This window comes from Dyella sp. OK004, from assembly GCF_900114495.1.
GTDB lineage: Bacteria > Pseudomonadota > Gammaproteobacteria > Xanthomonadales > Rhodanobacteraceae > Dyella_D.
The window spans coordinates 265,546-277,784 of record NZ_FOZI01000004.1; the positions used below are offsets into that span (position 1 = coordinate 265,546).

Below are 12,239 nucleotides of genomic sequence, written 5' to 3' on the forward strand. Positions count from 1 at the left end.
CCAGGCGTGCAATATCCAGGGGGCGGGGCCGCAGGGTCCCGCCCCTTTCGGCGTCCTGAGACAGCCATCTGCGAGACGGCCATCGGTGCCGGCTTGAATCAACCTCATCACCTCTGGTGCGTTGAAGCAGAGATTCCCTGCTTCACGCTTCCTGCGCGCAGCCCAGGTTGCCAACGGACTACGCTTAGCTCATGAACATCTCCGGCCCGTTCATCCGCCGCCCGATCGGCACCTCGCTACTTGCCATGGGCGTGTTCGCGCTGGGCCTGATCTGCTATTTGCTGCTCGGCGTGGCGGCGCTGCCGAACATGCAGTTCCCGGTGATCTTCGTGCAGGCCAGCCAGTCCGGCGCCAGCGCGCAGACCATGGCCTCCACCGTGGCTGCGCCGCTGGAGCGCCATCTCGGCCAGGTGCCGGGCATCGACACGCTGCGTTCGAACAGTTCGCTGGGCCAGACCCAGGTGTTCATGATGTTCAACACCGGGCGCGATCTGGATGCCGCGGCGCGCGACGTGCAGGCGGCAATCAATGCGGCGCAGACCGATCTGCCCTCGGGCCTCAACAGTCCGCCGAGCTATCAGAAGGCCAACCCCAACGATGATCCGATCATCGCCTTCGCGCTCACCTCCGACACGCAATCCAAGCGTGATCTGTTTGATGTCGCCGACTCCATCCTGGCGCAGCGGTTACGCCAGCTCGAAGGCGTGTCTTCGGTGGATATCCAGGGTGCCGCCACGCCGGCGATTCGTGTGGATGTGAACCTGCGTTCGCTCAGTTCGATGGGGCTGTCGCCCGATCAGCTGCGCAATGCACTCACTGCCGCCAACGTCACCTCGCCGCAGGGGTTCCTCTCCGACGGCAAGACCACGACTACCGTCACCGCCAATGATTCGCTGCACACCGCCGCGGATTTCGCGCAGTTGGTGATCGCTTCGCGCAACGGCACACCAGTGCGTCTGTCGGATGTAGCCAAGGTGTATGACGGCACGCAGGACGCCTATCAGGCTGCCTGGTTCGACGGCAAGCCGGCGATCCTGATGTACGTGTACCGGCAGTCCAACGCCAACATCATCGCCACCGTCGATCGTGTGAAAGCCGAGGTGCCGGTGCTGCGCGAGTATCTGCAGCCGGGTACCACGCTCACGCCGTATTTCGATGGCACGCCGACTATCCGTGCGTCGCTGCATGAAGTGCAGGCGACCTTGGTGATCAGTCTGCTGATGGTGATGCTCACCATGGCACTGTTCTTGCGCCGCCTCGCCCCCACGCTGATTGCCACCGCCGCGGTGCCGCTGTCGCTCGCCGGTGCGGCGATTGCCATGTACGTACTCGGCTTCACCCTCAACAACCTCACCTTGCTGGCGCTGGTCGTCTCGATCGGCTTCGTGGTGGACGATGCCATCGTGGTAATCGAAAACATCGTGCGCCACATCGACCAGGGCATGACGCGCATGGAGGCCGCATTGGCCGGCGCGCGCGAGATCGGCTTCACTATCGTCTCGATTACGGCGTCGCTGGTGGCGGTGTTTATCCCGCTGCTGTTCATGGGTGGCATCACCGGCATGTTCTTCAAAGAGTTCACGCTGACCCTGGTGGCGGCCATCGTGGTGTCGGCACTGGTTTCGCTCACGCTCACGTCGTCGCTGTGCGGACACTTCCTGCAGGGGCACGAGAACGACAAGCCAACCACGCGCCTGGGCCACGCACTCGAGGCCTTTCAGGCCGGCATGTTGAAGATCTACACCAGCGCGCTGGATTTCTCGCTGCGCCACGTGCTCGCCTTCGCGCTGTCGCCGCTGGCGCTGATCGTGGTCACCATCTTCCTGTTTGGCACGGTGAAGACCAGCCTGTTCCCGCAACAGGACACTGGCCTGATCCGCGGCCGCGCCACTTCCGGTTCCACGGTGTCCTTCCAGGATTCCGTCGCGCGCCAGCAGCGCCTGCTCGATATGTTGCTGAAAGATCCCGATGTGGCCACCGTGGGTTCGCGCCTCGGCAGCAGCCGTCAGGGTGCCGCTGGCACCTTCGACATCGAGCTGAAAACCCGCGCGCAGGGACGCAAGGGCGACACCTTTGAGGTGCTTTCGCGCTTGAGCGCAAAGGCTGCGCGCTATCCCGATCTCAACGTGCGCCTGCGCCCGATCCAGGATCTGCCGAGCTTCGGCGGTGGCGGTACCAGCCAGGGCGCGCAGTATCAGGTCTCTTTGCAGGGCGACAGCTCGGACCAGTTGCAGGAGTGGCTGCCCAAACTGGTGGCCGAGCTGAAGAAGAATCCCAAGCTGCGCGACGTCGGCAGCGATATCGATGACGCCGGCCTGCAGCAGAACATCGTGATCGACCGCGACAAGGCCGCGCGCCTCGGCGTCTCCATCGGCACGATCGATGGCGCTCTGTACGACTCGTTCGGGCAGCGCTCGGTCGGGGTGATCTATTCCGATCTCAATCAGTACCGCATCGTAATCAATGCGCTGCCCAATCAGACGGCCACGCCTGAGGCGATCAATCAGATCTACGTGCGCAGTAACGGCGGCAAGATGATCCCGATGTCTGCCTTCGCGCGGCAGGAGCCCGGGCTCGCACCGACCCAGGTGCAGCACCAGGACCAGTACACCACGATGAGCCTCAGCTTCAATCTCGCGCCGGGCATCACCATGGGCGAGGCGCTGCCGATCATCCAGAGCACCGCGAGCAGCATGCGTCTGCCGGGCGATATCCGCATCAATCTGGGCGGTGATTTCCGGCGCTTCCAGCAATCGCAGAGCGGCATGCTATGGCTGCTGCTCGGGGCGATCGTCACCGTCTATATCGTGCTCGGCATGCTGTACGAAAGCCTGATCCACCCGATCACCATTTTGTCTACTTTGCCGGCGGCGGGCGTGGGCGCCTTGCTGGCGCTGTGGGTGACCGGCACCGAGCTTTCGATCATCGCGCAGATTGCGCTGGTGCTGCTGATCGGCATCGTCAAGAAGAACGCGATCATGATGATCGACTTCGCCCTGGTCGCGCAGCGCGAACACGGCAAGGAGCCGCTTGCCGCGGTACGCGAAGCTTGCATCGTGCGCTTCCGTCCGATCATGATGACCACCATGGTGGCGATCCTTGCCGCCCTGCCCATTGCCATCGGCCTGGGCGAAGGCTCCGAGCTACGCCGTCCGCTAGGTATCGCGATGATCGGCGGCCTGATCTTCTCGCAGAGCCTGACCCTGCTCAGCACGCCGGCCTTGTACGTGATCTTCTCCTGCCTCTCCGCACGCTGGAGCAGCTGGCGCGCTCGTCACCGCGCAGCCCGGCGGGTGCAGCCGGCGCTGCCCCACGCCTGAACCGGCGCCCTCGCGACATCACAACTCGTTAACCATCGAGCCGGAACACTGATTGTCCCTTTCGGGACGGAGGAGTGTTCGATGGGCAATGAAACGGGCAAGCCCGATTTCTCAAACGTGCAAAGTGATGTCAAATCCACGGCGCCCGATGCGCCCAAGGCTGACTTCAGCAATGTGGAGAGCAAGGTCGTTTCGACCGCGCCGGATGCGCCGGAGCAGACCTACACGGTCCAGTCTGGTGACAGCCTTTCCAAGATCGCCAAGCAGTTCTACAGCGACGCCAACGCCTGGCATCAGATCTTTGACGCCAATCGCGATCAGTTGGACAACCCCGACCGGATCAAGCCCGGTCAGGTACTGAAGATTCCCGCCAAGGCCTGAGGAGGGCGACGCATGAAGCTCAACCGTATCTCGTACGTGATGGCACTCTCGTTGACCGCTGCCCTGGCGCTCAGCGCCTGCGGCAAGAAGGAAGAAGCGGCCGCACCGCCCGCCGCAGCCACACCACCGGCAGCCCAGCCGGCTCCCGCCGCGCCAGCACCGGCCGCGGTCAGCGTGGCTTCGATCGACCTCGGCAGCGCGGTTGGTGCGGACCAAAAGGTCACCATGGCCACCACCAGCTTCGCCACCAAGGACACGATCCATGCCGCGGTCAGCACCACCGGCAGTGGCACCGCGACCCTCGCCGCGAAGTGGACGTATCAGGATGGCCAGACGGTGAAGGAAGACAGCAAGTCCATCGCACCGACCGGCCCCTCCACCACCGAGTTCGAAATCAGCAAGCCGGATGGCTGGCCGGTGGGTAACTACAAGGTTGAGGTGTCCTTGAATGGACAGCCGGCGGGGAGCAAGGATTTCTCCGTCAAGTAACGCCAGATGATGGCAATGACAAAGGGCGCGGCACTGCCGCGCCCTTTGTCTATGTTATTTCCGGCCCAGTAAGGTGCGGCAAGCGGGCACTTGTCGCGCTGGCTCCGGATCTACGGGAAAGACATCCGGCACTGTGATCTGGCCGCCGGCATGGCCGGCATAGAACACGATCAAGGTCGCAGCCTCATCGCCGGTATAGCCGCGGTGCACCTGATCCACGAGTTCGGGCAAGACATCTCCGGCGGCCAGCGAGCAAATATCCAGTCCGCCTGCCGCGTGGTTGTGCTTCTCCACCACCAGCGAGCCTTGCTGCACATAAGCCGCATTGATCACCGGATGGTGATGCCATGCGAGCGCGCTATGCGGTGGTATCACAACGCGCAACACAGTGATTTCTGGCTGCCCCGACGGGTAGGTCGGATAAAGGGTGCCATCCCATGAGCGCGTGGTCTTGAGCAGGACCGTACTTTCGGCGGCACCTGCGGGTGCGACGCCGAGCACGACCCAAAAGACAAAAGCGACGAGCAGACAACGGTGATGTACGGACATGATGACCTCGTATCGCTGATGCTCAGAAACGTTTAGGCAGCGTAGCGCGCAGATACGCGTTGCCGGAAGTATCGACGCGTCCGGCTTTCGTAGAAATCTGATTGAACGCATGGCGCCCGCCGACAAGGATGTCGTGCCGAGGCGCGCGCTACATTCGTAGGCCGAAACCTTGGACTCACACCTTCTATAGCCTCGTCCAAGGAATCGACGATATGGATCGCTTATTGCGCGCAAAGTACGCAGTGTCCGTGGTGCTGACCATGGCAGCATTCAGTGCAGGAGCGCAGGCCGATGAACTGCAGGCCCGTGCCAACGCCCTGTTCAAGCCGATCCCGGCCCAACCACCGGCATTGCCTGGAAATCAGGCGACCGCTGCGCGTGTCGCACTGGGCAAAGCGCTGTATTTCGACAGGCGGCTGTCGAAGAGTCAGCAGATCAGCTGCAACTCCTGCCATGACGTCGGTACAGGCGGTGCCGATCAACAACGTACATCGATTGGCCATAACTGGCAGCGCGGCCCACGCAACTCACCCACGACGTTCAATGCCGCTTACAACTTCGTGCAGTTCTGGGACGGCCGCGCCAAGGATCTCGCCGAGCAGGCGGGCGGGCCGATGCAGAACCCGTTGGAGATGGCGAACACGCCGGATGCCGTGGTCGCGACCTTGAAGAGCATTCCGGACTATCTGCCGCGCTTCAAGGCTGCCTTTCCCGGTACGGCCGACCCCATCACTCTGGACAACGCGACCAGTGCCATCGCCGTATTCGAAGCCACTCTGGTCACACCGAATGCGCCGTTCGACAAATACCTGCGCGGCGATGCGAACGCACTCACCCACGAACAGAAGGAAGGCCTGCGCACTTTCATGGACAAGGGGTGCATCGCCTGCCATCGCGGTGTCAATATCGGTGGTGAGATGTATGCGAAGTTCGGACTGATCAAAGCGCCGGGCAGCGACATTCGCCCCGCCGCGGACAAGGGGCGTTTCGCCATCAGCAAGTCGTCTGGCGACGAATTCGTCTACAAGGTGCCGACCCTGCGCAACATCACCCTGACCGCGCCGTATTTCCACAGCGGCCAGGTGCGCGATCTGGGTGAGGCGGTAAAGATCATGGGCGAGGCACAGCTCGGTCAGAAACTCAGCGACACGGACGTGAACAACATCGTGCTGTTCCTCGGCTCGCTGACGGGCGCGCAACCCAAAGTGGACTACCCCGTCCTGCCGCCGTCCGGGCCGGACACGCCGGCTCCTCCGTATCCCTGATCGCGTGGGTGTGTCGATATCACCAGGAAAGGCACGGCGGCGACCGTGCCTTTTTTATTCTGCAAGGCACGCCGCCCTCTGGGGCCCATGTGCCGCCCCGCCGATCCTCGCGATTGCCTGATCCTCCAGGCTTAATCCACGCCTTGCCCATACGAAGCCGTACGCCGATCCCACCGACCACGGCAATCGGTATGCCCGGCCTTGAAAACTCCCCTCTCCGCTCCGAGCTTGGCTTTTCCCCATAGGGCGAACACGCCACAATGGGCAGCTTTTGCGGGCGGCGGGCCGGTCTGGCCGCCCATTCCAAATATCTGTCGTTGCAAGAGAGAGGTCACCGCACACCATGTCGAACGCTCCGAAGATCATCTACACGCTCACGGACGAAGCTCCTTTCCTTGCCACGCATTCGCTGCTGCCGATCGTGAAAGCCTTCACCCAGCCTGCGGGCATCGCGGTGGAAACGCGTGACATCTCTCTTGCCGGCCGCATCATTTCGCAGTTCTCGGACGTGCTGAAAGACGAGCAGAAAATGGCCGACGATCTGGCCGAGCTCGGCCAGCTGGCCACCACGCCGGAAGCGAACATCATCAAGCTGCCCAACATCAGCGCCTCGATGCCGCAGCTGAAGGCGGCGATCAAGGAACTGCAGGGGCAGGGTTACGCGCTGCCGGAGTATCCCGAGGCGCCGAGCGATGTCAGCGACTGGAACGTCCAGGCGCGCTACGACAAGGTCAAGGGCAGTGCGGTGAACCCGGTGCTGCGCGAAGGCAATTCCGATCGCCGCGCGCCGCTGTCGGTAAAGAACTATGCGCGCAAGCACCCGCACAAGATGGGCGCGTGGAGTGCCGACTCCAAGACGCACGTGGCGCATATGGATGGTGGCGATTTCTACGGCAGCGAAAAGTCCGTGCTGGTGGAAAAGCCGACCGAAGTGAAGATCGAATGGTTTGGTAAGGACGGCAGCCAGACCGTGCTCAAGGAAAAGACCGCGATCTCGGCCGGTGAGCTGATCGACGCCGCAGTGATGAGCAAGAAGGCGCTGGCCAGCTTCGTCGATGCGCAGATCGAAGATGCCAAGAAGCAGGGCGTGCTGTTCTCGCTGCATCTGAAGGCGACCATGATGAAGGTCTCCGACCCGATCATGTTTGGCGACGTGGTCACCGAGTTCTATAAGGACGTGTTGGCCAAGCACGCCGGCACGCTCAAGAGCATCGGCTTCAACCCCAACAACGGCATCGGCGACCTCTACGCGCGCATCGGCTCGCTGCCGGCCGACAAGCAGGCCGAGATCACCGCCGACGTACTGGCCGAATACGCTAAGCGCCCAGCGCTGGCGATGGTGAATTCCGACAAGGGCATCACCAATCTGCACGTGCCCAGCGACGTGATCGTCGACGCTTCGATGCCGGCGATGATCCGCGACTCCGGCAAGATGTGGAACGCCGAAGGCAAGCTGCAGGACACCAAAGCGCTGATTCCAGATCGCAGCTATGCCGGCGTCTATCAAGTGGTGATCGAGGACTGCAAGGCGCACGGCGCCTTCGATCCGGCGACCATGGGCAGCGTGCCGAACGTGGGCCTGATGGCGCAGGCGGCCGAAGAATACGGCTCGCACAACAAGACCTTCCAGATCGCTGCCGACGGCGTGGTGCGTGTCAGCGACAGCAATGGCAGCGTGCTGCTGGAGCACAAGGTGGAAGCCGGCGACATCTGGCGCATGTGCCAGACCAAGGATGCGCCGATCCAGGATTGGGTGAAGCTTGCCGTGAGCCGCGCGCGTCTCAGCAACACGCCCGCCGTGTTCTGGCTGGACCCGGCGCGCGCCCACGACACCCAGGTGATCAAGAAGGTCGAGCGCTATCTGAAAGATCACGACACCAGTGGTCTGGACATTCGCATCCTGTCGCCGGTGGAAGCCACGCGCTTCTCGCTGGAGCGCATCCGCAAGGGCCAGGACACCATCTCGGTCACCGGCAATGTGTTGCGCGACTACCTCACCGACCTGTTCCCGATCATGGAACTCGGCACCAGCGCCAAGATGCTTTCCATCGTGCCGCTGATGGCCGGTGGCGGCCTGTTCGAAACCGGTGCCGGCGGCTCCGCGCCCAAGCACGTGCAGCAGTTCCTGGAAGAGGATTGCCTGCGCTGGGACTCGCTGGGTGAGTTCCTGGCACTGGCCGCCTCACTCGAACACCTGAGCAATCGCTACAACAATGCCGCGGCCGGTGTGCTGGCCAAGACCTTGGATCAGGCAACCGGCAAATTCCTCGACAACAACAAGTCCCCGGCACGCAAGGTCGGCGAACTCGACAATCGCGGCAGCCACTTCTACCTCGCCCTGTACTGGGCACAGGCCCTGGCCGCACAGGACGAAGACGCCGCGCTGAAGGCCAAGTTCGCGCCGCTGGCGAAAGCGCTGACCGAGAACGAGGCGAAGATCATCGCCGAGCTCAATGGCGCACAGGGCAAGCCGGTGGATATCAAGGGCTACTACCGCCCGGATACCGCGCTGGTCACCAAGGCGATGCGTCCGAGCGCGACGTTCAACGCGGCACTGGATGCCTTGGTTGCTGGATGATTCGTCATCGCCAAGGCGAAAAAGAATGGGGCGCTTCGGCGCCCCTTTTCTTTGCGTGCTCCAACTTCAGTAAGGCCGCATACCCTGCAAGCTCATACTTCAGCCTTGAACGTCTTGCCCAGCGCCGCACCTCGCCCCACGTAGTGCCGGAATAAATAGAACAGCGGCTGATAAGCCTGCGGATCGATGTGCTGGGTGCCAGGGACCACCACGTCAGCGTGTGCATGCACATGAATCACTTCGAGCTCGAAGATTGCGTAGCCTTCAGCGCTGTCGCACCAGGCGTCCAGTGGGCGAAAGAACTCCAGGCGAACGCGGGCCTCCAGTTGCAATGGACATTCGGCGATGCGTGGCGCGTTCACCGCACGCGCCTGTATCGCGTGCAGGCCGCCCAGGGCGAACTTGTCCGCTTCATGCCGATAGCCGTGTTTCCACGATGGCGGAGGGTTGCGTCCGGTGGTGGGCGCCAGGCGCTCAACGGCTTCATGCATGTCCTCGCTTGCGAGATTGAGTACGCATTCTCTTTCGCGCCTTAGATTGGCGAGCCCCTGGCCGCCGCCACTGAGGCCGATCACCACGCGGTCCGCCAGCGCCCACGCCGAGGACATCGGTGTGATGTTGGCGGAGCCATCGGGATTGCGCGTGGTGATCAGCACCACCGGCGTGCCGAAATAGAGAATGGAAGGGTGAATGACGAGCGTGTCGGGCGTGCGATACATGTCCATGCCGACAGTGTGGTGCGCGGCGTCGCCCGATGTTTTGATACGGAGCGAAACGTTCTTCCAGCGCGCGGATTAGACTGTGCACATGAGAGACGCGACCTCATTGAATCGCTATCAGCTCGCCGAGGTGGGTGCCTTGCTGGCCGAACCCGCACGCGCCGCGATGCTGCTGTCGCTGTCGGATGGCACCTCGCGCCCCGCCGGTGAACTGGCCCGGGCAGCGGGTGTCGGTGCGGCGACGGCAAGTGCGCACCTCAAGCGACTGCTGGAAGGCGGTTTGCTGGCGCTGCATGTGCAGGGGCGACATCGCTACTACCGGCTGGCCGACGACGATGTCGCGGCGATGCTCGAAGCCATGGCGATGCCGCGCACGAGTGGCGCGTCATTGCGTCCGGCCGGCGGCGGCCCCGCGGTGCGACGCGCGCGTACTTGCTATCGCCATCTCGCCGGCCAGCTAGGTGTGGCTTTCTGCGATGCCATGCTGGCGCGCGGTTATCTGCACGCAGCGAGTGAAGGTCTGCAGTTGTTGCCCGCGGGTGAGGAGGTTCTGGTTGAAGCAGGACTGGCGGTTGAAGGTGTTCATCAGTTGTCCCGCCTGCATGGACGCGGCTGCCTGGACTGGACCGAACGTCGCCTGCATATCGGCGGTCCGCTCGGCGTGGCGATGACGGCGGCGATGCTGGATGCAGGTTGGCTAAGGCGTGCCTCGCAGGGGCGGGCGCTGGTGCCGAGCGCGGATGGCTTGCGGCGCTTGGCTGGGCTGGGCGTGCGGCTGGGTGAGGCGGCGTTGCGCTGAGTGTGTTTTCTGGCGAGGCTGTCGCGAGCACCCACCCCTCACCCCAACCCTCTCCCCGAAGGGGAGAGGGAGTAGGCGGGTTATCTTGTTACTGCGTCTTCTTGCGCCCGAACAGCTTGGAAATCGCGGCGCCAATCGCGGCGATACCGATGATCACAAACTTCTTCAGCGCGAACAGCAACGCGCCGAGTTTGGCGAACAGGCCGGCCTTGGCCGCGATGCCGCCGGCGACCAGCGCGCCGATACCGTAAGCGGCGAGTTTGTCGGTGCTGGCGTTGTAGTCGGTGTAGCGCTGGCCCGCATCGAACTCGGTCATCTCCAGTACCTTGGGCATGTCCGCGCGCACCTGGGCCAACTGATCCACGGGCGCTACCGCATTCAGCGACAGGTAGCCGCGGCGGCCGAGCACGCGGATGTCGTAGTTCAGCGAACCGGCTTCGCCCGCGCCGTCGGCCTTCTTGAAGCGGAGATTGCGCGCCCAGTACAGCTTATGGCTGGTCGAGTCGTAATGCGGCTGCTCGGCCCAGCCCACCAGTTCGATGGCGGGATAGCCTTGTTTGGCGCGTTCGGCGTTCTCATCCTTGGTCGACGCCTGCATGTCCTTGAGCATGTCGTCGTAGTTGATCTTCGCGGCGTCGGCGTCGGAAACGTAGCCTTCGTCGACGAAGGTCACCACCACCGCCCAGGCCTTGTCGTCCAGCAGCACGTGCATGTCAGTACTGGGCAGGATCATGCCGAGGACATCTTTGTCCGGCGGGTTGTTCCACAGACCGGAGAGCACACGCTGCGCGTCATTCGCGGAGAGGAAGCTGTAGCCCGGTTCGAGCTTGAGTGTGGCCTGCGCGCCGGGCACGGTGACGGTGCCGGTGGCGGGATGCAGCGCTTTGAGAAAAGATTCCGCGCTGCTGGGTGTCTCGGTGGCTGCGGGTTCGTCGGCGGGTGCGGCGAAGGCCGGCGTGTTCCATGCGAAGGCCGCCAGCAGGCCTAGTGCTGGCCATAACTTGCTTGTCATAGTGAGTCCCTGAGTGTCGTCCGTGGATACGCGCTGTTGGATGGGGCGCGGACCGCCGTTCCCCCAATGGTGCGGCGGGTCAGGGGGCGTTTTATCAGGAGGGGTGGGGTTACGCCAGTCCTGGGTAGCGGCTTGATGCGCGGGCCCGCTATGCCACGGCGAGCAGCGGCTTCACATCACCGCTCGGCACGCCGCGTTGCGCATCGGCCAGCATGCGCGGCAGATGCTCCGCGACATAGTCGATAAAGCTGCGCATGGCCGGTGTGTGGCCGTGCCGCGACGGGTAAACCGCATGCACATTGCCCGGGGGCAGGCTCCACGCCGGCAGTAGCGGCACCAGTTGGCCGCGCGCGATCGGCTCGCGGCAGATGAAGCGTGGCATCTGCGCTATGCCAAGGCCACCAGTCACCGCCTGATACAACACCTGAAGATCGTCGCTGATCAGGCTGGGGTGATGCTCGACGCGCTGCGCGTGACCGCTGGCATCGATCAGCGTCCAGAAGTGGCGACCCTCGGCGGAAATCACGCCGACGCTCGGCATGTCGCTCAGGTCGGCGGGCTGTTGCGGGGAGGCGATCCGGCGCAAGAGTTCGGGGCTCGCCACCAGCATCTGCGGGTCCATGCCAAAGCTGCGTACCACCAGACTGGAATCCTGCACCGAGGCACGCACGCGGAACGCGATGTCGTAGCCATTCGCCACCACATCGACCTGGTGATGACACAGATCCAGATCGACCTGCACGTCTGGATGCTGGCGCAGGAAACCCACCAGCACCGGCGCCAACAATAGCTGCGCAAACATCACCGGGCAGGCGACGTGGATGCGCCCGCGCGGGATCGCCTGCGCGTCGTCGATCACCCGCTGTGCGCGATCGGCGGCAGCAAGCATCAGCCGGCATTGATCGTAATAACGTCGGCCGATTTCGGTGACATGGGAGCGACGGGTGGTGCGCTGGATCAGTCTCACGCCGAGATTTTCTTCCAATCGCGCGATGCGAAAACTCAATTGGGATTTGGCTACGCCTAGCGCGCGACTGGCTGCGGTGAAGCTGCCGTGCTCCACCACTTGAACGAAATAATGAATGTCGTTGAGGTCCTGCATGTCCCTGGTCCCCTTGGCGATATGC

At 63.2% G+C, this 12,239-nt stretch carries 10 protein-coding genes; 6 read left to right on the plus strand and 4 right to left on the minus strand.

Going from position 1 to position 12,239, the window contains the following annotated elements:
- The first annotated feature begins 191 nt into the window (after positions 1–191).
- From BM338_RS17355 to BM338_RS17365, 3 genes are all read left to right on the plus strand, one after another.
- Positions 192–3,320, plus strand: a complete 3,129-nt coding sequence (locus BM338_RS17355) for an efflux RND transporter permease subunit (RefSeq protein WP_090453071.1) — start codon at positions 192–194, stop codon at positions 3,318–3,320.
- 81 nt (positions 3,321–3,401) lie between these two features.
- Positions 3,402–3,701, plus strand: coding sequence for a LysM peptidoglycan-binding domain-containing protein (locus BM338_RS17360; RefSeq protein ID WP_090453074.1), 300 nt, complete (start codon positions 3,402–3,404; stop codon positions 3,699–3,701).
- Between the two features lie 12 nt (positions 3,702–3,713).
- Entirely contained in the window at positions 3,714–4,190 is a 477-nt protein-coding gene (locus BM338_RS17365) for a hypothetical protein (RefSeq protein WP_090453076.1), read from the plus strand.
- Positions 4,191–4,244: 54 nt separating this feature from the next.
- Here BM338_RS17365 and BM338_RS17370 read toward each other — a convergent pair whose 3' ends face one another.
- Entirely contained in the window at positions 4,245–4,739 is a 495-nt protein-coding gene (locus BM338_RS17370; protein ID WP_177229403.1) for a cupin domain-containing protein, read from the minus strand.
- Between the two features lie 212 nt (positions 4,740–4,951).
- Between BM338_RS17370 and BM338_RS17375 the strand changes: the two genes are divergently transcribed.
- Together BM338_RS17375 and BM338_RS17380 are read left to right on the plus strand one after the other, a co-directional pair.
- Positions 4,952–6,004, plus strand: a complete 1,053-nt coding sequence (locus tag BM338_RS17375; protein WP_090453078.1) for a cytochrome-c peroxidase — start codon at positions 4,952–4,954, stop codon at positions 6,002–6,004.
- Positions 6,005–6,347: 343 nt separating this feature from the next.
- Positions 6,348–8,582 carry an NADP-dependent isocitrate dehydrogenase gene (locus tag BM338_RS17380; protein WP_090453081.1) on the plus strand — a complete coding sequence of 745 codons (2,235 nt, stop codon included), beginning with the start codon at positions 6,348–6,350 and terminating at the stop codon, positions 8,580–8,582.
- A 92-nt stretch (positions 8,583–8,674) separates the two neighbouring features.
- Here BM338_RS17380 and BM338_RS17385 read toward each other — a convergent pair whose 3' ends face one another.
- Complete coding sequence (locus BM338_RS17385) at positions 8,675–9,301, minus strand: flavin reductase family protein (protein ID WP_343124165.1); 627 nt, start codon at positions 9,299–9,301, stop codon at positions 8,675–8,677.
- Positions 9,302–9,389: 88 nt separating this feature from the next.
- On the opposite strand from BM338_RS17385, the gene BM338_RS17390 reads away from it, so the two are divergent.
- Entirely contained in the window at positions 9,390–10,100 is a 711-nt protein-coding gene (locus BM338_RS17390) for an ArsR/SmtB family transcription factor (RefSeq protein ID WP_090453085.1), read from the plus strand.
- 88 nt (positions 10,101–10,188) lie between these two features.
- On the opposite strand, the gene BM338_RS17395 is transcribed toward BM338_RS17390, so the two are convergent.
- Both BM338_RS17395 and BM338_RS17400 read right to left on the minus strand, forming a co-directional pair.
- Positions 10,189–11,112, minus strand: coding sequence for a DUF2167 domain-containing protein (locus BM338_RS17395; RefSeq protein WP_090453087.1), 924 nt, complete (start codon positions 11,110–11,112; stop codon positions 10,189–10,191).
- A 148-nt stretch (positions 11,113–11,260) separates the two neighbouring features.
- A complete protein-coding gene (locus BM338_RS17400; RefSeq protein ID WP_090453089.1) occupies positions 11,261–12,214 on the minus strand; it encodes a LysR substrate-binding domain-containing protein in 954 nt (317 codons plus the stop codon).
- Between the last annotated feature and the right edge of the window lie 25 nt (positions 12,215–12,239).